This is a genomic window from Acinetobacter towneri (genome assembly GCF_001758345.1).
Taxonomy (GTDB): Bacteria; Pseudomonadota; Gammaproteobacteria; order Pseudomonadales; family Moraxellaceae; genus Acinetobacter; species Acinetobacter towneri_A.
Map to the genome: position 1 here is coordinate 1 of NZ_MKQS01000015.1, position 20,695 is coordinate 20,695.

General features: G+C 41.0%; 20 protein-coding genes, 3 pseudogenes and 1 riboswitch. Of the genes and pseudogenes, 12 read left to right on the forward strand and 11 right to left on the reverse strand.

Translation table 11 applies throughout. The features are described from left to right. On the forward strand, nt 1–291 hold a 291-nt coding region (locus tag BJN41_RS14805), incomplete at its 5' end, for an IS30 family transposase (protein WP_031978708.1). A gap of 8 nt (nt 292–299) precedes the next feature. On the opposite strand, the pseudogene BJN41_RS15155 reads toward BJN41_RS14805, so the two are convergent. From BJN41_RS15155 to BJN41_RS09110, 7 genes and pseudogenes are all read right to left on the reverse strand, one after another. Further along, a pseudogene (locus tag BJN41_RS15155) lies at nt 300–455 on the reverse strand (acyl-CoA thioesterase); the annotation flags it as partial. Nucleotides 456–464: 9 nt separating this feature from the next. Next, nucleotides 465–1,658 carry a hypothetical protein gene (locus BJN41_RS09085; RefSeq protein ID WP_070154702.1) on the reverse strand — a complete coding sequence of 398 codons (1,194 nt, stop codon included), beginning with the start codon at nt 1,656–1,658 and terminating at the stop codon, nt 465–467. Further along, nucleotides 1,659–2,495: a hypothetical protein gene (locus BJN41_RS09090; RefSeq protein ID WP_070154704.1), complete on the reverse strand. Its 837-nt coding sequence runs from the start codon at nt 2,493–2,495 to the stop codon at nt 1,659–1,661. Then, nucleotides 2,492–3,271, reverse strand: coding sequence for a uroporphyrinogen-III synthase (locus tag BJN41_RS09095; RefSeq protein WP_070154706.1), 780 nt, complete (start codon nt 3,269–3,271; stop codon nt 2,492–2,494). Before BJN41_RS09095 ends, BJN41_RS09090 begins: the two co-directional genes overlap by 4 nt. Before the next feature lie 21 nt (nt 3,272–3,292). Further along, nucleotides 3,293–4,213 carry a hydroxymethylbilane synthase gene (gene hemC / locus BJN41_RS09100; protein ID WP_070154708.1) on the reverse strand — a complete coding sequence of 307 codons (921 nt, stop codon included), beginning with the start codon at nt 4,211–4,213 and terminating at the stop codon, nt 3,293–3,295. Nucleotides 4,214–4,335: 122 nt separating this feature from the next. Beyond that, the gene (locus BJN41_RS09105; RefSeq protein ID WP_070154710.1) at nt 4,336–5,076 is read right to left on the reverse strand and encodes a LytR/AlgR family response regulator transcription factor; all 741 of its coding nucleotides are present in this window, start codon (nt 5,074–5,076) and stop codon (nt 4,336–4,338) included. Between the two features lie 67 nt (nt 5,077–5,143). After that, nucleotides 5,144–6,298 carry a sensor histidine kinase gene (locus BJN41_RS09110; protein ID WP_019838118.1) on the reverse strand — a complete coding sequence of 385 codons (1,155 nt, stop codon included), beginning with the start codon at nt 6,296–6,298 and terminating at the stop codon, nt 5,144–5,146. On the opposite strand from BJN41_RS09110, the gene argH reads away from it, so the two are divergent. Together argH and BJN41_RS09120 are read left to right on the forward strand one after the other, a co-directional pair. Beyond that, nucleotides 6,289–7,719, forward strand: coding sequence for an argininosuccinate lyase (gene argH, locus BJN41_RS09115; protein WP_171257432.1), 1,431 nt, complete (start codon nt 6,289–6,291; stop codon nt 7,717–7,719). The two genes, BJN41_RS09110 and argH, sit on opposite strands and share 10 nt — an antisense overlap. Nucleotides 7,720–7,732: 13 nt before the next feature. Next, on the forward strand, nt 7,733–8,005 hold the full coding sequence (locus tag BJN41_RS09120) for an oxidative damage protection protein (protein WP_026438236.1): 273 nt from the start codon (nt 7,733–7,735) through the stop codon (nt 8,003–8,005). Between the two features lie 548 nt (nt 8,006–8,553). Here BJN41_RS09120 and phoU read toward each other — a convergent pair. Then, complete coding sequence (gene phoU, locus BJN41_RS09125; RefSeq protein ID WP_019838121.1) at nt 8,554–9,276, reverse strand: phosphate signaling complex protein PhoU; 723 nt, start codon at nt 9,274–9,276, stop codon at nt 8,554–8,556. 154 nt (nt 9,277–9,430) lie between these two features. Then, nucleotides 9,431–10,768: a TolC family outer membrane protein gene (locus BJN41_RS09130; RefSeq protein WP_070154711.1), complete on the reverse strand. Its 1,338-nt coding sequence runs from the start codon at nt 10,766–10,768 to the stop codon at nt 9,431–9,433. A gap of 163 nt (nt 10,769–10,931) precedes the next feature. Between BJN41_RS09130 and BJN41_RS09135 the strand changes: the two are divergent. The 3 genes and pseudogenes from BJN41_RS09135 to BJN41_RS09150 all read left to right on the forward strand — a co-directional run. Beyond that, a pseudogene (locus BJN41_RS09135) lies at nt 10,932–11,414 on the forward strand (IS701 family transposase); the annotation flags it as partial. A gap of 15 nt (nt 11,415–11,429) precedes the next feature. Further along, nucleotides 11,430–12,074, forward strand: a pseudogene (locus BJN41_RS09140) (transposase); the annotation flags it as partial. A gap of 616 nt (nt 12,075–12,690) precedes the next feature. Beyond that, nucleotides 12,691–13,755, forward strand: coding sequence for a hypothetical protein (locus BJN41_RS09150; RefSeq protein WP_019838123.1), 1,065 nt, complete (start codon nt 12,691–12,693; stop codon nt 13,753–13,755). Nucleotides 13,756–13,854: 99 nt separating this feature from the next. Beyond that, nucleotides 13,855–14,002: riboswitch (TPP riboswitch) on the forward strand. Here the strand turns inward: BJN41_RS09150 and BJN41_RS15550 are convergent. Further along, nucleotides 13,963–14,100 carry a hypothetical protein gene (locus BJN41_RS15550; RefSeq protein ID WP_019838124.1) on the reverse strand — a complete coding sequence of 46 codons (138 nt, stop codon included), beginning with the start codon at nt 14,098–14,100 and terminating at the stop codon, nt 13,963–13,965. (Overlaps the previous riboswitch by 40 nt.) A gap of 4 nt (nt 14,101–14,104) precedes the next feature. Between BJN41_RS15550 and thiC the strand changes: the two genes are divergently transcribed. The 6 genes from thiC to BJN41_RS09180 all read left to right on the forward strand — a co-directional run bounded on the left by thiC (nt 14,105) and on the right by BJN41_RS09180 (nt 19,468). Continuing rightward, nucleotides 14,105–16,000, forward strand: coding sequence for a phosphomethylpyrimidine synthase ThiC (gene thiC, locus BJN41_RS09155; protein WP_070154786.1), 1,896 nt, complete (start codon nt 14,105–14,107; stop codon nt 15,998–16,000). Between the two features lie 77 nt (nt 16,001–16,077). Next, nucleotides 16,078–16,698, forward strand: coding sequence for an NUDIX domain-containing protein (locus tag BJN41_RS09160; RefSeq protein ID WP_019838126.1), 621 nt, complete (start codon nt 16,078–16,080; stop codon nt 16,696–16,698). 10 nt (nt 16,699–16,708) lie between these two features. After that, a complete protein-coding gene (cpdA, locus tag BJN41_RS09165) occupies nt 16,709–17,515 on the forward strand; it encodes a 3',5'-cyclic-AMP phosphodiesterase (protein ID WP_019838127.1) in 807 nt (268 codons plus the stop codon). A gap of 211 nt (nt 17,516–17,726) precedes the next feature. Then, nucleotides 17,727–18,254, forward strand: coding sequence for an RNA polymerase-binding protein DksA (gene dksA, locus BJN41_RS09170; protein WP_019838128.1), 528 nt, complete (start codon nt 17,727–17,729; stop codon nt 18,252–18,254). Between the two features lie 2 nt (nt 18,255–18,256). Beyond that, complete coding sequence (gluQRS, locus tag BJN41_RS09175; RefSeq protein ID WP_019838129.1) at nt 18,257–19,177, forward strand: tRNA glutamyl-Q(34) synthetase GluQRS; 921 nt, start codon at nt 18,257–18,259, stop codon at nt 19,175–19,177. Between the two features lie 51 nt (nt 19,178–19,228). Next, nucleotides 19,229–19,468 (forward strand): zinc-ribbon domain-containing protein, encoded by a 240-nt coding sequence (locus BJN41_RS09180; RefSeq protein WP_019838130.1) that lies wholly within the window; start codon nt 19,229–19,231, stop codon nt 19,466–19,468. An 11-nt stretch (nt 19,469–19,479) separates the two neighbouring features. Here BJN41_RS09180 and ftsW read toward each other — a convergent pair whose 3' ends face one another. Beyond that, entirely contained in the window at nt 19,480–20,676 is a 1,197-nt protein-coding gene (gene ftsW / locus BJN41_RS09185) for a putative lipid II flippase FtsW (RefSeq protein WP_070154716.1), read from the reverse strand. Between the last annotated feature and the right edge of the window lie 19 nt (nt 20,677–20,695).

The following is a 20,695-nucleotide window of genomic DNA, read 5'->3' on the forward strand; positions in this document are numbered from 1 at the left end:
GAGATGGCAGAACATAAAATACTTGAAGAAGATTTAGGCATAGATGTATATTTCTGTGACCCACATTCACCCTGGCAAAAAGGCACATGCGAAAATATGAATGGTTTAATTAGGCAATATTTACCTAAAGGGATTGATTTAAATCAGGCAGATCAGCATTATTTAAATCAAGTTGCCATGTCACTGAATACTCGTCCTAGAAAAGCGTTAGATTGGCTTACACCATTAGAGAAATTTGCTCAGCTTGTTGATTATCATAAGACTTTTCAAACTGTCGCACCTCATGTTTGAATTCGCCCATCTTGCTGTAAAATTTTTAAATGGTCTAAATAATATAAACGCGCACTTTCAATATAACGGTAATAGATCACATTATTGACATGCCCAAAAGCATCCATATCTCCCCATGCAACACGCTGCTCAAAAACAATTGGATAATCTGCTAGTGTTAACACAACTCACCCTTAAATTTTAATTTCGACAAAATTAGAATTATTTTCAAAGATTAAATTTAACTGTTTTAATAATTCAGGCTGATCTTTTAAATTAGATTTAACTCTTAAATAACTCATTAATACGTGTTCAGGATATAAATCCAGTAATTGCTCGGCTTCTGAATAACGCGCTGTTGCTGTAAAAATATGCCATTTGGCAAAACTAAATACAGGTAATGCAGGGTATTTCTGTTCCCACAGATTTATTTGCTTTTCAATTTTGGCATAATCAGGTTGTTGTTTTAACAACTGCTGTTGGAACCATAAATAAAACACTTCCTGATTAAACTGTTCACTCAACATCTGTACCGCAAGACGTTCATGTTGTGCGGCCAAATCAGGCAGACGCGACAATAACTTCAACCACAACACCTGAATGGCATAAGACTGACTGAAAATCTGCTCACTTAAATCACTATAACGCTGCTGCAAAGCCTGTAAATTTTCTGCATCAGCCTGCTCAAATTGGGTTAATAACTCAGTCAGCCACTTTTGCTTGGTGTCTGCATCTAAATGCCCGTATTTGGTCGAACGTAAATAATGCCAAGGATATTGCGTGGCAAATTCGCCCCACAAGGCAATTAGACGCTTTTGATAAGCCGTTTTGACTTTAAATAACCACGGCGATAATTCGTGCTGATTCAAAAACTCTAAATGCGTCAAAGCTTGTTCAGGTTGTTGCTGCGCCAAATAAATTTCAATACGCTGTATTTCTGCCAACTCAAACGCCATGGCACTGCTTTGATTTAAAGCAGCCAATGCTTGCGGATATTGCTGTTGAATGGAGTACATACGTGCTTCCATCACCCCTTTCAGCAAGCCTGACTGGGCAAACACCTGTCGAATAAACTGGTGTTGATCTTCTGCAGCATCTAGCAACCAAATGACCGCGAATTGCTCATAAGGATGCAGATTTTTAAAGTTAAATACTGTTTCAACCTTACGCTGCTCACGGCTAAAATAGCGCTTTAACAACAACCATAAAATTTGTAGTGAAACACTGATCGATAAGAAAAAGAACAACAACAACCAAATATTGGTTTGTAATTGCCATTGGCGCCAATACACATAAACATAGCCTGAACCATACCCATAACTCAGTACGCTCAGCAAAGCGACCAGTACAATACTGACCACCACATAGGCGAGTAAAATCTGTTTCATTTATACCGCCCCCAATAAAGCACGTGTTTTTAAACTTGGCGTTGGAACGATATTTAAATTTTTAATTTTTTCTAATTGCTGAACCAATTGCTGTGCTTTCTGATCAGGCAATTGTTGTAATAACTGAATAATGTCATTCACTTCTTGTTGATATTGCACATATTGACCTTGTATAAAGATTTGTCGAGCCAGCAATAGACGCAATTGTGCTTCTTTTAAAATAATCTGGCGCTGCATCAACTGTGTCGCAGGTTGCTTGGCAGATTCAATACTCAGCCATTTTTGCCAAAAAAAACGATCATCGACATCGGCAGGGTTCAGCTCAGGCTGTTGAGCTTGCTGTTTTAATTGTTGATCTAATTGCTGCAACAACTGACTTACTTGTTGATATTGCGCATCACGTGTTGTTATGAATTGTTGAATTTGTTTCTGATCTTGCTGAATGACTTGGTGCAAACTTTGTTTCAAAGCAGGGGCTAAAGCATATTCGTTCAACTCACGATCTAAATTTGCCAGTTTTTCAGTCGCATAGTGAAACTGTTGTTGTTGTAAGGAAAATTCCACCAAGTCCAATTGCTGCGCCACCATCTCCATTGGCTGAATAGCATCTTCTTGCGGCGCAGCGCTGGATACTGCGGGCTGTTCTGCTGCACCTTGTGTATAATTACGTCGCTGTAAAGCCACCAGTTGATCATTTAAATTGGCAATATTTTTTTCTACTAAATGCAAACTTTGACTGAGTTGCTGTTGTTGCGTCGAAACTTGCATCACATCAAAACTTAATTTAACGATCCAAATCAACGCAATCAACATCACGATCACAACCAGTTTTTTCATAGCTTTCCTTGCATGAGCATCATGTGCTGCAATATTAATTCTGTTTTTAAATGGGTCAACTTCAATACTTTATATTTTGCATGATGCTGCGTTTGATAATCGAGTAAAATTTTCTCTAAACGATCACCTAATACCCAATAATATCCTCTGTTCAGTAAATCAAATTCCTGCTGAATCAAGCTCAGCCAGTTTAACCAACTGGCTTCACTGCTAATCATCATGATAAATTCTGAAGATTGTATTAAACGTGCGCGTACTGCCTGCATTTTTCCAATAGAACTGGCAGGACATTCCCGCCGATACAACACAAAATTATGGATCTGCATCCCCTGATCAAGCAGCGTTTGCATCATAAATTGCCGACCGCCCTCACCACGCCAAAAAGCAATTTGTGTGCCCACTTTTAAATTTTGCAAACACGGCAAACTCAGCATCCCTTCGGAGGTTTCAACCTGCGGGACTTCGCTATGAACACCATATCCGCGTAAAACTTCTGCAGTTTTCTCACCCACAGCCACCCAACGTATATGTTGCAAATCCTGCAAGGATATTTGGCTTTGGGTTAAATATTTCATCCCAATATCGACTGCAGTAGGACTGACCACCACAATAATATGTGTATGTGGCAACTGAGTGTATAAATTAGCCAGTTGCTCTGACCACGGCTGTGCAGTAAGCTGCAACAAGGGCAAGTCAATGACCTCAATATGCTGTTGTTGCAAAGCCTGAGTTAAGACCTCTGCACGATCTTTAGGTCGGGTATTAATGAATAGCATGGGCTTCTGGCGCAATATGGACTATTGATACAAGGCTTTCAGTAATTCACCCGCACCTTGTGCCAATAAAGCTTTTGCCAATTCTTCACCTAGCATTTCAGCCTGTTCAGGTGCACCATGTTGCACAGCTTTAAGAATGGTTCGCCCATCGACACTACCAACACGACCTTCAATCTGCAATTGACCATTCTGCAAAGTTGCATAGCCTGCAATTGGTACCTGACAACCGCCTTCTAAGTAAGCATTAAAAGCACGTTCGGCACGTACACACACAGTGGTTTCAGCATGCATTAACGGCAAAATCAAATCCAGAACCGCCTGATCTTGGCTACGACATTCCAGACCCAAAGCCCCTTGCCCCACTGCAGGTAGGCTCACATCCGGCTGAATAGTATGGCGAATGCGCTCTGCCAAGCCCAAACGCCTTAATCCTGCACTGGCTAAAATAATTGCGTCATACTGACCATCATCTAGCTTAGACAGGCGCGTGCCCACATTGCCACGTAAATCAATAATCTCTAAATCTGGACGTGCTTTTAAAATTTGACATTTGCGGCGCAAGCTTGAGGTTCCGACTTTAGCGCCCTGTGGTAAATCTGCAAAACTGGCATAATGGTTCGATACAAAGGCATCGAACGGGTCTTCACGCTCACAAATGACCGCCAAGCTTAACCCTTCAGGCAATGCCATGGGTACATCTTTCATGGAATGTACGGCTAAATCGGCACGACCATCCATTAAAGCAGCTTCTAATTCTTTGACAAATAAGCCTTTCCCCCCAATTTTTGCCAGTGGGGTATCTAAAATTTTATCGCCCTGTGTGACAAAAGTCACCAACTCAACAGTTAAATCGGCATGCATCGCCTCTAAGCGGGCACGAATGTGTTCAGCCTGCCATAACGCARGCGGGCTTTGTCGAGTGGCAATTTTCAGGGTTTTCATCATAACAGCTAAGCAAGATAAATAAGTTCATCTAAACTTAACCTGATCCCCTAAAAATGCAAGCCTATTTCTTTACTGATTTATCAATCTGTTGCGTATTCATCTGCGATGAGAATGATCAATTAGAGTTTTTGGATGCGTTCTCGCAATAAAGGTAAATGTCGTCGACTAACAGCCAAACGCTCATCTAGCTCGCGGCAACGCACCTGATACTGTCCTGAATTGACCACTTCTAGCCCCTCCAAAAACTGAATCGAGACCAAAGCATTTCGGTGAATGCGAATAAATTGATCACCAAATTCGCTTTCTAAATCTTTCAGCGTTTCATCAATCAAGACACTGCCATTTTTATGACGCACCGTGACATATTTCTGATCGGCTAAAAAATAATAGATATTTTCTAGAGGCACCAACTCTACACCACGATAGGTTTTCGCAGCAATTTGGTGACGTTTTATTTTTAATTCGTCCATATTTTCTTTTTGTTTTAAATGACTCATCTGCGCTTGCGTGAGTTTTGTTAAATGATCTAAAACCTGTTGCAATTCCTGTTGCATAATAGGTTTTAACAAATAGCCTTCCGCATGGGACTTAAATGCCTCAAGTGCATGTTGATCGTAGGCGGTACAAAACACAATGGCTGGCGTTGGGTCAAGCTCACGCAAATGTTGAGCGCAACTTAAACCATCCATTCCCGGCATTTGAATATCTAATAATATGACATCCGGCTGATGTTCATCTGCCAGTTCAATCGCCTGTTGCCCATGAGCTGCCGTTGCTACTACATGATGCCCCAATTGAGTGACCAAACGTGATAATCGCTCTCTTGCTAGAGGCTCATCATCACAAATTAGGATGTCCATTTCCCCTCCTTATGATTTGAATACTTTATTTTTATCAAGTTAAGAAAAATTTGAACAATCACAATTTTTATTTATAGCGATATTGCAATACCGTTGTGTACATACCTTTCCCTGCATAACTTTGAAAAGTGACACTTCGTCCATAATAAGCCTGTAAACGCTGTTTCACGTTTTGTAGCGCAATACCGTGTCCTTGTCTTAAATTTATTTTATCGCTGACATACGGATTTGTAATGACAATATTGACTTGGTTTTGCAATATTTCGATCAATATACTTATCGTACTCTTTGCTAAAACTTTTTCAACTCCATGAAAAATACTATTTTCTAACAAGGGTTGTAAAGTTAATAAGGGAATTTGTACCTGACTGAGCAGTTGCGGTTGTTCAATTTTCCATTCTACGGTCAGTCGTTCACCTAAACGAATTTGTTCTATATCTAAATATCGCTGACAAAGTTCAATTTCATCTTTCAGGCTTACCAGTTTTAATTCTTGCAAACTGGCACGAAATAAACGTGATAAATTGAGCAGCATTTGCTCGGCTTTATCGGGATCTATGGCAATGAGACTAATCACATTATTTAAACTATTGAATAAAAAATGTGGATGAATACGCGCCTGCATGGCATGTACCCGCGCTTGTAATTCACTGTGCTGTTGCTGAATTGCCTGTTCACGTACATAAATATACCGAAAGCAAAATGCGCCCAATAATACACCATAACTCAAATGCAGTCCGACACCATGTAACAGATCATCTATACCAAATTGTTGTAGATGAAATTTTTGCCCAAAATGCAACAATGTATTTAAACTGAGTGTGGTCAGCAACACGATGCCTTGCAGCAGCAAAAAGCTGACCAAAAAAGATAAACTCAAGCCCATGCGTAAAAAACGTGCTTGAAAAAATTCCACCAAGGCCGCAAAACATAACACCACCCAATTGATGTAAAGCACGTATTGCAGCACCCGAGCAAAACTTAAGCCGTGCCAACCTTGAGCTTCAGCCAATGCCAAGACCATCGCCAAGGCATTACTGCCAATAAATAATTCAATTAGATATTGCCAACGTCCTATTTTCGTAAAAAAATACAGCTCATGTTGTTCTGCCTGCGTATCAGCATAAGTTTGATTGGCTTGTTCTTCGGCAAGTGAATCTGAATTTGTTATACTCTTGTCCAAATCACCGCTTTTTACTTTATTGAGCCGATATGACCACATCTTCTAATTCCTCAAATCCGTCACAAGCCCAAACTTCGGGTATGTGGGGCGGTCGTTTCTCTGAAGCGACTGATGCTTTTGTTGCTGAATTTACAGCATCTGTTCAATTTGACCAACGCTTTTATAAACAAGATATTGCTGGCTCAATTGCGCATGCAACGATGCTTGCCAAAGTAGGCGTACTTACAACTGAAGAGCGTGACGATATTATTCAAGGTTTAAATACCATTCAGGCTGAAATTGAAGCAGGTCAATTTGAATGGCGTATTGATCTTGAAGATGTCCACATGAACATCGAATCACGTCTTACTCAGCGTATTGGCATTACAGGTAAAAAATTACATACAGGTCGTAGCCGTAACGACCAAGTAGCAACCGATATTCGTTTGTATGTCCGTGACGAAATTGATGCCATTTTAGAATTATTAAAAAAATTACAACACGGCATTTTGAGCTTGGCAGCCAAAAACACCCATACCATTATGCCTGGTTTCACCCATTTACAAACCGCACAGCCTGTGACTTTTGGTCATCACCTTATGGCGTGGTTTGAAATGCTGGTACGTGACTCTGAGCGTTTAATTGACTGCCGTAAGCGTGTTAATCGCATGCCTTTAGGCTCTGCTGCTTTAGCAGGGACTACTTACCCAATTGACCGCGCTTTTACCGCAGAATTATTGGGCTTTGAAGCTGTATCTGAAAACTCGTTAGATGCCGTATCTGACCGTGATTTCGGAATTGAGTTTAACGCCGCTGCATCTTTAATTATGATGCACTTGTCGCGCATGTCTGAAGAATTGATTTTGTGGACATCGGCACAGTTTAAATTTGTGAATATTCCCGACCGTTTCTGCACTGGCTCATCTATTATGCCGCAGAAGAAAAACCCAGACGTGCCTGAATTGGTGCGTGGTAAAACAGGTCGTGTTTATGGTGATTTAATGAGTCTATTGACCCTGATGAAAGGTCAACCGCTTGCCTACAACAAAGACAACCAAGAAGACAAAGAACCATTGTTTGATGCAATTGATACTGTACGCGGCTCGCTCATGGCATTTGCCGACATGATTCCTGCCTTAGTACCGAATATTGCAGAAATGCGTGAAGCAGCATTGCGTGGTTTCTCTACCGCAACCGACCTTGCAGATTACTTGGTGAAAAATGGCGTAGCCTTCCGTGATGCGCATGAAATTGTAGGTAAAGCCGTAGCCTTGGGTGTTCAAGAAGGTAAAGACCTGTCTGAACTGAGCTTAGCGCAATTACAACAATTCTCTGACTTGATTCAAGCCGATGTATTTGAAAAAGCCTTAACCCTTGAAGCTTCTGTAAATGCACGTGATCATATTGGTGGTACTGCACCTGCACAAGTCGCTGCAGCAATTGAACGTGCTCAAGCACGTCTTGCCCAACTTTATGCCTAACCGGGAAGTCGCTATGTCTAAACAAGTGTTTTGTCGTAAATATCAAAAGGAAATGGATGCGATGGATTTTGCACCATTTCCAGGTGCAAAAGGTCAAGAACTGTTTGAAACCGTGTCTAAGCAGGCATGGCAAGAATGGCTCAAACACCAAACTACACTCATTAACGAAAAGCGTTTAAATGTGTTTGAGGCCGATGCGAAAAAGTTTCTTGAAGAACAGCGTGAAAAATTCCTGAACAATGATGCTAGCTTAGAAGTCGCTGAAGGTTTAAAACCTCAAAACTAATTCCAAACCAGTATTTGCACTTGCATCATGCGATACTGAGATCACGCACTAATACCAAAGAAGAGTCTTCACGAAGGCTCTTTTTTATGCCTTTTTTTGCATGACCTACTGCCATGCAGCAAAACAACTGAAAGAAGATTCAAAAAATGAAAGCTGTTGCTGATTTTTTAAAGATGAACATTTACATTTTTAAGCCCTAAAAATAGTGGCTTAGGCGATGATTTCAAATAAAATCATAAAAAATAAATCACACGAATAACAATGTAATTCCAAAATACATTTGTACATAAAACGCTACATTCCACTACAATATACCACATGATTCTTGCGTGTGATTTTTCTATACTTATTTTGAGGAGATAAGCAAGGATCTCTCGCTATAATAAATATTCTCGATTTCAATCTCAGATTTCCCCCAAAGTCTGAGATTTTTTTATCCAAAATTCAGGCTGTTTCAAATCTTAAAGATCACCCAAAATCTAGAAGAATAATTTAAGCAAAAAAAAGCCCCATCGTCCGATGAGGCTGAATATTCAAAAAAACTGTACTTAGCGTTCCTGTACTTTTTCTTCAATTTCTTTAACGCTGGTATGACGTACGTCCAAACCTTTCACCATATAAATCACTTGCTCTGAAATATTTCGTGCGTGGTCACCAATACGCTCTAATGAACGTAAAACCCACATCACATTAATCACACGTGAAATATGTCGTGGATCTTCAATCATATAGGTCATCAGGGTACGTGTTGCAGATTGATATTCACGATCAATATCAGCATCGGCAAGTAAAACACGTAGTGCTTGATCGACATCTAAACGCGCAAAAGCATCTAGTGCATCATGAATCATGACACGCACCTGGTTACCAATATGACGTGTTTCCATATAGCCACGTGGTGAACCGCCTTCTTCACATAAGTTTTGAGCAATACGGGCAATTTTTGCAGCTTCATCACCAATACGCTCTAAGTCAGTATTGGCTTTAGACATGGCAATCACCATACGCAAGTCAATTGCGGCAGGATGACGGCGCGCCAAAATTAATGTTAAGGCTTCATCAATTTCGGTTTCCATGCGGTTGACAGCATTATCTTGGAACTGAACTTCTACCGCCAAAGCTGCATCGGTATCCAAGAGTGCATGAATCGAGTTGGCAACCTGCTGCTCTACCAAACCACCCATGGTCATAAATTTGGTATTTACATCCTGTAAATCTTCATTGAACTGAGAAGAAATATGGTGACTTAACACAGGATTATTCGTACTCAAGGAATACACTCCACAACAAAAGGATAGACTGAAGCAATAATTGAATATTAAAGCATAGCAATGATGACGCTTTTATGACATTTTCTCACCAAACTCTCAAGTCTGATCGTTTCCGTCTTTAAACAACATACCTTATACAGATGACAAAATGATTTTATGCAGATTTCTGAATCAACCAAGCATTCATTTCCTGTACATCTTGTTCGATCAACTGCCCAACTGCTGCTTTTAACTGTAGCACATGCTTTAAATAATCATACTGCGCATTGAGATAATCCTGTTTGGCAGAAAAGGCGTTACGCTGTGCCAACAGTACATCTACCATAGTTTTTAAACCTTCCTGATATTGCGCTTTGGATGCTCGTGCCACCAAATCTGCAGAATTCATTGCAGCTTGCCGCGCCTGCAATTTGGCTTGATCAGTTTCGACTTGTAAATACGCCTGTTTCACATCGGTATTGGCTTTACGAATCGCAGCATCTAATTCAGCTTCAGACTTTTGTACCAAAACTGCTGCCTTTTGCACATTTTTATTGACCCGGCCACCGCTAAACACATTCCAGTTCATCTCAATCCCGACCTGATCAAACTGACCATCGGGCGACATGATACTTTCAGGGCTTTGTTTGGCATAACCATAACTGCCCACAGCTTCTACCTGCGGATAACGTGCCGCTTGCTCAACTCGACGTGCATCTTCGGCATATTGTCGCTGTAAACGTGCCTGCTGAATGGCCAAATTTTGAGTTTGTGCCAATTGTGACCATGACTCTAAACTTTCAGGCACAGGTTTTTGAAATTGAAAGTCATCTCGTAAAACTGCCAAACTTTCGTGATACGGTCCAATCAATTGTGCCAACTGCTCTTGTGCCAAAACCAACTGCACATGTGTGGCAATCCGGTTTGCCCGTGCATTTTGATATTGTGCATTGGCTTCACTAACTTCACTTTTAGCTACCAAACCCTCGCGCAGTTTGGCATTCATCATATTGAGCTGTTCAAGCAAAGCTTTTTCTTCTTGTAAATATGCTGTTGTTAAAGACTGTTGTCGCAGCACGTTAAAATACGCTTCTGATACATTCAAAATATGTTGCTGTTGTTGTAAACGTAAGGTGACTTCACTCAGGCTTAACGAGGTTTTGACTTGTTTCAGGGCTTGCCAAGCATCCCAACGAAATAAAGGCTGACGTGCTGTTAACGCGACTTGACGTGAAGTTGAAGATGAACTGCTTAAAAGCTCTGGCGAGGAACTGGCAATATTGACTCGACTCATTTCCTGACTTTTACGGGTGATATTGCCCGACAGAGTCACAGTTGGCAGTAAATTGCCTTGCGCAAGCCCTAAATTCAATTGATCGGCCTGATATTGTAATTGTTGTGCGCGCCAAGTTGGATCGCTATTTTGAGCACGCTGATAGGCTTGCATTAAATCCAAAGCAAAAGCGCTTGAACTCATCCAACATAAGCATGTCACTAACATCATTTTTTTCATTATTATTCGATCAACCCACTGTGTAAATTCATCAATCCTACTGCAATGTATTTTTACACCGCCCATACTAAAGCGAATTTGCATTTTTTTCGTATGATTTTCATTAATAGGACTTACGCATTGACGGATTCAAAAAAGTATTAAAATACTTTATAAAGTATCTGTGATCAGACGAATTAAACATGCTTCTACAGCAACTTGTACATTACCCATTTATATGGGCTTTCTCATGACAGAACCGAACTCTATTAGCTGCACACAACTTGCCGAGACTTATAATATCTCGCATGATAGTGTAAATCGCTTTCTAGAGCGTGAAGACTACACACCTCACGACCTATATCAAGAATCAATTCAAMATATTGATAATAATAAACTTATAGTCAGTATTGATGATACTGTTTTAGATAAACCATATAGTCAACATATGGACTTGGTTAGCTATTTTTGGTCAGGCAAACACCACCGATCCGTCAAGGGTATTAATCTCATTACCTTGTATGCGACAGATCAAAATGGTCAAAATATTCCAATTAATTTCCGAATTTATGACAAATCTGAAAGTAAAACCAAGAATGATTACTTTATGGATATGTTAAGTGAAGTACTCAGTTGGGGTGCAAAGATTCAATTTATTACAGGTGATAGTTGGTATTCATAGGGTATTAATCTCATTACCTTGTATGCGACAGATCAAAATGGTCAAAATATTCCAATTAATTTCCGAATTTATGACAAATCTGAAAGTAAAACCAAGAATGATTACTTTATGGATATGTTAAGTGAAGTACTCAGTTGGGGTGCAAAGATTCAATTTATTACAGGTGATAGTTGGTATTCATCGACTGGAAATCTAAAAACCATAAGAAAATATGGTATTCGATTTATGTTTGGTATCGACTGTAACCGTAAGGTTTCCCCAGAAAAAGGACAATGGTTTCAACTGCGTTTATTGCCAAATTTCCATCAGGGTCAAGTGGTCTGGCTCAAAGATTTTGGCTTTGTACAATTATTTAAGACTCAGTTAAAAGAACAGCAGAGGTTTTATATTGTGCATCAAGATGAAGATGATTTATTGTCCTTTGAGGGTTTTCATGAATTACATTCAAGTCATTGGAAAATAGAGCAATATCACCGGGTGATTAAACAGGTTTGTCATATTGAAAAGTTTCAAGTAAGACGATCTAAACTGATTTTGAATCATATTTTTTCAGCCTTGATGGCCTACGTCGAGATACAAAAGAACCAGTTTGAGCGGATCTTTGAAAATGTATATCGTTGGCAGAAGAAATTCATGAATTACATTCAAGTCATTGGAAAATAGAGCAATATCACCGGGTGATTAAACAGGTTTGTCATATTGAAAAGTTTCAAGTAAGACGATCTAAACTGATTTTGAATCATATTTTTTCAGCCTTGATGGCCTACGTCGAGATACAAAAGAACCAGTTTGAGCGGATCTTTGAAAATGTATATCGTTGGCAGAAGAAATTATTTAGACCAGTTATCAAAAACTTCATTGATGACTTTATTCTCGATAAAAATCATCTGCTACCACAGAGAATCTTTAAATAATAGTGCGTAAGTCCTAATTAATTTTGAAAATTTTTCATATTATTTCAATTCATTGCAATACATAAGCAAAGCCATACACATACTAACAATCGCTGCATAAAGTGGTACTTACTCACAGTCATGTAACCAAACTCTAGCAGAATACTACAATGTACTCCGTGGCTTTGACTTTACAATACAAGCTCTCCCTTCGTCCTTCGATCCAAGTTTCTAAAACTGTGTGCTTCGCAGAGAATATTTGAAATTTAGAATTTTGGTATGAATGACTCATTTTGAATTTTTGGAATCCATTGTGCCTGAAATGAAGGTACTAGATGATGAATGAATACTCATGTTGAATTGCTGTAATGGTTAAATTTCTTCACGCCAGTAAACTTGCCCTGCTGCTTGGGAGTTGTCTGTGTTTGCTCGCTTGCCAAAATTCAGATACACCTCCCGTACCTGAACCACCAAAGGTAGAGACCAGTGCTAGCGAACCTGTAGATTTGACCCAAATGTGTGAAAACATTCAGCACAATATGCAGCAAATTGACAATACTCGCACCACGTTTGCGCTAGAACAAATCAATCAGGATTTAAAAGTCTGCCTACCCTTGCTGCCTTTAAATGAGCAATTAAATTTGCTTAATCTTTCGACCCAAATGTATCAGCGTTTTTTGCATGTGGAACGCAGCGCTGCAGAACAAGCAGCTTTTGATCAACATGCTTTTGATATGGCACAGCATCCGACCATTCAGCAAAGTCATTTTGAAAACTTTGCTTTACGCGATCAATATTTATTGAAACACAAAGGACAAGCCTATTTAGAGCTATACGATGCTGGTGAAGCACAACAGGTTTATCGCCGTAGCCCGCAATATTTAGCCATTATTTTTGCCCCGTACATGCCCGATGCCGAGCAGATTTTTATTGAAAGAATGGCTAAAGACAATATGCAGCATAGTTTGCGTGATGGTGGGCTCACCCTTGATGCTACCGATTTGGCTGAACGCGCCTTATTTTGGGAAGATTACGTGCAGCGTTATCCTAAAAGTCACTTTATACGCGATGCACGTTACCTAGCCAAAGTGTATGCCATGCTGCTGTTTAAAGGCACAATCAATAATCCTGTTTCACAGGACTATGTCGATGAATCCAGTATCCAACCCGCCGTATTATTTGAAGTTAAAAAACTGGTAAAGTTGCAAAAATCACCCTTAGCAGAACAAGCGCGTAAATTTCTTGCTTTTATACACATGAGCAGTGAACAACGACTCACTGAAATTGCAGTACAGCCCACTGCACGTGAACAGCGTGATTACGGTGATTATGCCTTGGTCCATGCACAGTTGAATCAATATTTAAATTTAAAAAATATCTCAATCGATGCTAAACGTGATTGCTTTAGCGACGCCATTTGCATTACTCGTTAATTGTCCAAAGTCACTCAAGCCTCAAAGCCTTGTCAGGAAGTGCTAGAGAATAAAAGCCACGTGAAGTCTGCTTTTATACCGACAACGTGCTACTATTTATACAGCTTGACGGAGCGCGAGTAATTCCTCGCTGAGATTGTGTCCATTCTTTGTTGCTTGCTCAGTGGCCTGCAACACAGATTTAAACTCAAGTACCGTTGAACCTGATCAGGTTAAAACCTGCGTAGGAATCAAGCCACCTAAAAACCTCGCCAAACGGTTAATGTTGAGCTGTAAAAGTTTCAACCACTCAATTGCAATGTTTTTGGTCGTGCTTGATTCGTTGATTTCATTCTTCAGGATCATTGCAATGAACCAATTAACGAATCTATCCCCTGCTGACATTTCTGCTCAACACGAGCAAGATGCCAAAGATTTAACCCGTATTTTGCCTGCATCAAAAAAAGTCTATATTCAAGGCTCACGCCCAGACATTCAGGTACCAATGCGTGAAATTGAACTGACCGACACCCCAACAGGTTTAGGCGGTGAGCACAATCCACCACTTATGGTGTATGACACTTCAGGTGTATACACCGATCCTAATGTTGAAATTGATCTAAACAAAGGTTTGCCAAACGTTCGCGAAAGATGGATTGAAGAGCGTCAAGACACCGAAAAACTAGAAACCCTCAGCTCTGTATTTGGGCAAGAGCGTTTACGCGATATCCGAACTGCAGAGATTCGTTTTGCCCATATTCAAAAGCCGCGCCGTGCCAAAGCGGGTAAAAACGTCACCCAAATGCACTATGCCAAACAAGGCATCATCACTCCAGAAATGGAATATATCGCGATTCGTGAAAACCAACGCCAACGCGAAGGTGTCGATATGCGTCAGCACCCAGGGCAAAACTTTGGGGCTAAAAACCTCACTGAAATCACGCCTGAATTTGTACGTCAGGAAGTGGCAGAAGGTCGTGCAATTATTCCTGCCAACATTAACCATCCAGAATGTGAACCCATGATTATTGGTCGCAATTTCTTGGTAAAAATCAATGCCAATATTGGTAACTCGGCACTAGGTTCAAGTATTGATGAAGAAGTCGCAAAAATGACTTGGGCGACCCGTTGGGGCGCAGATACCATCATGGACTTATCGACAGGTAAGAACATCCATGAAACCCGTGAATGGATTATCCGTAATTCACCTGTACCAATTGGTACTGTTCCTATTTATCAGGCCTTAGAAAAAGTAAACGGTGTTGCTGAAGACCTGACTTGGGAAATCTTTAAAGACACCCTGATTGAACAAGCTGAACAAGGTGTAGATTACTTCACCATTCACGCAGGTGTGTTATTGCGTTATGTACCACTCACAGCCAATCGCTTAACAGGTATTGTATCGCGTGGCGGTTCAATCATGGCGCAGTGGTGTTTGGCGCATCATGAAGAAAACTTCCTCTACACGCACTTTGATGAAATATGCGAAATCATGAAAGCTTACGATGTATCGTTCAGCTTGGGTGATGGTTTACGTCCGGGGTGTATTCAAGATGCCAACGATGAAGCACAATTCAGCGAACTGCGGACTTTGGGTGAATTGACCCACCGCGCTTGGGAACATGATGTGCAAGTGATGATTGAAGGTCCGGGTCACGTGCCAATGCACATGGTCAAAGAAAATATGGACTTGCAACTTGAAGTCTGTAAAGAAGCACCATTCTATACACTCGGCCCATTAACCACTGATATTGCACCGGGTTATGACCATATTACTTCTGCAATTGGTGCAGCGATGATTGGTTGGTACGGCACTGCGATGCTGTGCTATGTCACGCCGAAAGAACACTTAGGCTTACCGAACAAAAAAGACGTCAAAGACGGCATCATCACCTATAAGATTGCAGCCCATGCGGCTGACCTTGCCAAAGGTCATCCAGGTGCACAAGCCCGTGACAATGCCCTATCTAAAGCACGTTTTGAATTCCGCTGGGAAGATCAGTTTAACCTGAGCCTTGACCCAGATACTGCACGCAGCATGCATGATGAAACTATGCCGAAAGAAGCGCATAAATCTGCACACTTCTGTTCGATGTGTGGACCGAAGTTCTGTTCGATGAAAATCACGCAAAACGTGAGAGATTATGCACAAAATCAAAATGCTGCGACCAAAACGGAGCAAGTGGATGCAGAGGTCGAATCAGGTCTCAAAGCCATGAAAACCGCTTATCAGGAACATGGTCAAAAATTGTACCATAAGCTCTAATTTGTTTAAAAAGCGTTTGTATTCAATAAAATCTCAGCTAGGATGAAATTATGCTTTGCTCATCCTGATGAGAATTTATGAAGATTATTCAACAAGCAACTTATGGACAACACGATGCACAGATTCACCAGCGTGAATACCTGTATCGTGGTTTTATTCAGGTTGAAAAAGTCAGCCTGAGTCATCGCTTGTTTAATCAAACCACCTATACCCCAGTCCTTCAGCGTGAACTCATTCAACGTCCTGAAGCGGCTGGGGTACTCATTTATGATGCAGCACAACAAAAATTTGCCCTAATTGAACAATTCCGCATTGGTGCAATTGATGATCACGACTCACCTTGGCAACTTGAAGTGATTGCAGGGGTGCTAGATGGTGATGAATCACCTGAAAGCTGTATTCGTCGTGAAGCTTTAGAAGAATCGGGCTGCGAGTTAAAAGAATTACAACATTTATTCAGTTTTTATCCATCTGCAGGGGCATGCGCAGAATTGTTCCACTTATATAGTGCGAACACCACCTTACCACAGGAAGGTGGCGTGTTTGGTATGCCTGATGAAGGAGAAAACATTCAATTACACATTATTGATTATCGGGAAATTCCAAACTTGCTAACCAATGGTCGGCTAAAAAATGCACCTGTCATCATGGCATTGCAATGGTTACAACAACAAATTAAAACCGTAAAGGATGTCTAAGGGGTCAGGCATGACTTTAATCTCAAACAATCAGCAGCAACGCTGGACCATTGTACAAATTTCCGATACGCACCTCATGAATCAGGAAGATTTAGAGTTTGTGCATATGAATCCTGAACGTAGCTTTCATGCGGTGATGCATGATATTCAACAGCAATACCCGCGGCTTGATGCTATTTTCCATACGGGCGATTTAGCACAAATACCCGTTACTGAAACCTATCAGCGTTATTTGCAGTTTATGCAGACTTTAAATACACCGCATTTCCAGATTCCGGGTAATCATGATGATATAGCAATTTTTCCATTTCATTTACAGTCCAATGAAGTTCATGCAATTGAGTTGGGTAATTGGAGTGTCATTTTACTCAATACTGCGGTCAAAGGTCGGATCGATGGTTGGATGGATGCAGCACAATTACAACAATTAGATCAGCTTTTACAGCAACATGCCCATCAGCAGGTAATTATTGCCTGTCATCACCACCCTTTTGATATGCAGTCCCACTGGATTGATCAGCATAAACTTAAAAATACCGAATCCTTAATTGATGTCTTGGCACGACACAACAACGTCAAATTGTTACTGTGCGGGCATGTTCATCAAGACTCACTCAATGAATGGCAAGGGATTCAGTTTTACTCTACGCCTTCAACCTGTGTGCAATTTAAACCGCATAGCCAGCACTTTGCGCTTGGACCTGAAGCACCAGGTTACCGTGTGTTACATTTGAATGCAGATGGCAGTTATAGCACCCAAGTGCATCGGGTTGAGCATTTCGAACAACAAATAAATTTTGAAATTTCAGGTTATTAACTTTCCATTTTATTTTTTTTGCTTTACTTTATGCCTTCAACAAAAAATGCGATAACACATCCAAACATCAAAGACTATCCAGAATCAAAAAAAGTCTATATGATGACGTCCCCCGAAGAAAGAATTCTTTCTGAGGGAGTGGATAAAAACACTTGCATATCACCATATTTTTCGCGTATGAATCTTACGCATATGATGAGGAATGTCCTACATGGCGAATGACAACCTAAATCAAGTCTTGGACGAACAAACAGATCTTGTAGAAGAAAAAGCTACAAAACGCGTGCGTAAGGCGAAGCCAAAGGCTTTAGAGGGTGGTTCTACAGCTAGCTTATTTGGTATTGCACCTTATCAGCCGAAAAAGAATGAAGAATACATGTCTGAAGGACAACTCGAACATTTCCGTCAAATTCTCATGGCGTGGAAAGAAGAGTTAATGTCAGAAGTAGATCGTACACTCAACACCATGCAAGACGAAAATACAGCTTTGCCTGATGTAAATGACCGCGCGACACAAGAAGAAGAATTTGCGATTGAATTACGTACTCGTGACCGTGAACGTAAATTGATTCGTAAAATTGAACAATCTATTGAAGCGATTAAAAACGATGATTATGGTTTCTGTGAAACTTGCGGTATCGAAATCGGTTTGCGTCGCTTAGAAGCACGTCCAACGGCAACACTATGTATTGACTGTAAAACTTTTGCAGAGATCAAAGAGAAGCAAAATAACGGTTAATTGTGACTGTTGAAAATTCCTTAGCGGAGCATACGCGTCAGCGAGATCATATTTCGCTGACACGCTACTCAGGTCGGTTCGCACCATCGCCAACTGGCCCTTTGCATTTTGGCTCTCTTATCACTGCCGTTGCCAGTTATTGCGATGCCAAAGCTCAGCACGGCACTTGGTTGGTACGTATTGAAGATACTGACATTCCACGCATCTACCCAGGCAGTGAAAGCAATATCTTGCGCTGTATAGATGCCTTTCAATTTGAACCCGATGCCGAAATTATTTTCCAGAAAGATCGACTTGATCTCTATGCAGCCGTATTACAACAATTGCAGCAACGCGGCTTGGTCTATGCCTGTCAATGCACCCGTAAAATGCTTGGCTCCAATCATATTTATGCAGGGACTTGCCGCAATTTAGGCTTAGATTTTACCAATCAAGCGATTCGGGTCAAAGTCACAGACCAAGAAATTTGCTTTCAAGACCGCTTGCAAGGAAAACAATGTTCCAACCTTGCACAAGACTTGAGCGATTTTGTCCTGAAACGGCGTGATGGCATTATCAATTATCAATTGGCAGTAGTGGTGGATGATTATTTGCAAGGCATTACCCATGTGGTTCGTGGTGCAGATTTACTCGACAACACAGCACGACAAATCTATTTGGGACAACTGTTAGGCTACCCTCAACTCACATACACGCACCTGCCTTTAGCCATGAATGCGCAAGGGCAAAAACTGTCTAAACAGAACTTGGCACAAGCTTTAGATTTAGCCCAAGCGCCAAAGTTACTACAGGCCGCCTTAAGCGCATTAAATCAGGTTGCTGTCGAATTAGACACGCCTGCACGGATGCTCGCACAAGCCATTCAACAATGGGATCTTTCACGTATTCCTACAGGTACAACTTTACACGGCTATTATTTATAAAACTTAAAATTCAGTTATGCTCAAAGTGAATTGATCAGTTGAGGTTGTGTTATGTTTTTTATTTTTGGTGTGGGACCTAAAACCAAAGTAGTCGAAAAAAAGCAATTTAAATGCCCCGTTTGCCGCACCTGCAGTAACTATGAACTCAGACAGCAACGACAATATTTTTCCTTATTTTTTATTGCCTTGTTCCCTGTGTCTAGACGGCAAAACACCACGGTCAAGTGTTTACATTGTGGCACAGTCATGCCAAGCATGGTGTTGCACCATACTCAGCAAGAAGCGAAATAGAAGAATAAATTCTAGAAATTCGATTCCTCACGGCTTGGGTTAATCTCGTGCGTGTTGGCTTCAATTTTCAGAATCAAACTCACCATCACTGCACACATAATTAACGATGAACCACCATAACTAATAAAAGGCAGGGTCAAACCTTTGGTCGGCAACATGCCCATGTTCATGCCCGCGTTCACCATAATCTGCAATAAGAAAATAATGCTGATACCATAAGCCAAATACCCTGCACGTAAGTACTGGTTTTTTAGGGCACGATGACCAATTTTAATACAGGCAATCAGCATCGCAAAAGAGAAGCACAGCACCACCAAAATGCCTAAGAAACCAAATTCTTCACCCAAGACAGCCAACATAAAGTCTGTATGTGCTTCAGGCAAATAGGACATTTTCTGGATACTATGCCCCAAACCTACCCCTACCCATTCACCGCGTCCAAATGCCATTAAAGCATTAGACAACTGATAGCCGACACCCAAAGGATCATTCCATGGGTTTGAGAACGACATTAAACGCTCAAAACGATAAGGTTCGAATACCACTAAAAACACAAAGGCGGCAATAATCGCCCCAAAAGCAATACCAAACTGAATTAATGGTGCACCCGCTAAAAAGAACACCCCCAACATGGTCAAGGCAATCACCACTGTCGCCCCCAAGTCAGGCTCTGCAATCACCAAACCTACCGTGACTGCCATAATCACAGCAAGACGAATCAACCCTTTAATGTTATTACGCACTTCTTCGGCACGGCGTACCACATAGTCAGCGGTAAAAATAGCCATCATCACTTTAGCGACTTCGGACGCTTGCAAGGTAAAGCCTGCGACCCGAATCCAGCGTTTAGAACCATTGACCTCAGTACCCACCAACAAGACTGCAGCTAACAAAGCAATGGTCACAATCCACAGAAAAAAGGTGTTGTTAAACCAGGTATTCAGCGGCACTCGATAGGCAACCACGGCAGCTCCCAATGCCACCACAATTGAAATGCCGTGACGCAATACATAGTGAAAGGCATTTTCATGCATACGCTCGGCATAAGGCATCGAAGCCGACGCCACCATGATTGAGCCAATACACAACAACGCTAGTACGCTAAAAATCAGTACATTGCGTACATTCACTTCCGCTGGCAGTTTGGGTAACCAGCGATCATAGACCTGATTGAGTTTATTGATTGTTGTCTGAGCAAAGCCAGCCATATCTCACACCTTATTGTTG

Excerpts from the sequence above, each read along its gene's own strand:
- BJN41_RS09085 (WP_070154702.1), bottom strand. The coding sequence starts at position 1,658 with ATGAAACAGATTTTACTCGCCTATGTGGTGGTCAGTATTGTACTGGTC.
- BJN41_RS09090 (WP_070154704.1), bottom strand. The coding sequence starts at position 2,495 with ATGAAAAAACTGGTTGTGATCGTGATGTTGATTGCGTTGATTTGGATC.
- BJN41_RS09095 (WP_070154706.1), bottom strand. The coding sequence starts at position 3,271 with ATGCTATTCATTAATACCCGACCTAAAGATCGTGCAGAGGTCTTAACT.
- BJN41_RS09105 (WP_070154710.1), bottom strand. The coding sequence starts at position 5,076 with ATGGACATCCTAATTTGTGATGATGAGCCTCTAGCAAGAGAGCGATTA.
- argH (WP_171257432.1), top strand. The coding sequence starts at position 6,289 with ATGACCACATCTTCTAATTCCTCAAATCCGTCACAAGCCCAAACTTCG.
- BJN41_RS09110 (WP_019838118.1), bottom strand. The coding sequence starts at position 6,298 with ATGTGGTCATATCGGCTCAATAAAGTAAAAAGCGGTGATTTGGACAAG.
- BJN41_RS09120 (WP_026438236.1), top strand. The coding sequence starts at position 7,733 with ATGTCTAAACAAGTGTTTTGTCGTAAATATCAAAAGGAAATGGATGCG.
- BJN41_RS09130 (WP_070154711.1), bottom strand. The coding sequence starts at position 10,768 with ATGAAAAAAATGATGTTAGTGACATGCTTATGTTGGATGAGTTCAAGC.
- BJN41_RS09150 (WP_019838123.1), top strand. The coding sequence starts at position 12,691 with ATGGTTAAATTTCTTCACGCCAGTAAACTTGCCCTGCTGCTTGGGAGT.
- BJN41_RS15550 (WP_019838124.1), bottom strand. The coding sequence starts at position 14,100 with ATGATCCTGAAGAATGAAATCAACGAATCAAGCACGACCAAAAACATT.
- thiC (WP_070154786.1), top strand. The coding sequence starts at position 14,105 with ATGAACCAATTAACGAATCTATCCCCTGCTGACATTTCTGCTCAACAC.
- BJN41_RS09160 (WP_019838126.1), top strand. The coding sequence starts at position 16,078 with ATGAAGATTATTCAACAAGCAACTTATGGACAACACGATGCACAGATT.
- cpdA (WP_019838127.1), top strand. The coding sequence starts at position 16,709 with ATGACTTTAATCTCAAACAATCAGCAGCAACGCTGGACCATTGTACAA.
- dksA (WP_019838128.1), top strand. The coding sequence starts at position 17,727 with ATGGCGAATGACAACCTAAATCAAGTCTTGGACGAACAAACAGATCTT.
- BJN41_RS09180 (WP_019838130.1), top strand. The coding sequence starts at position 19,229 with ATGTTTTTTATTTTTGGTGTGGGACCTAAAACCAAAGTAGTCGAAAAA.
- ftsW (WP_070154716.1), bottom strand. The coding sequence starts at position 20,676 with ATGGCTGGCTTTGCTCAGACAACAATCAATAAACTCAATCAGGTCTAT.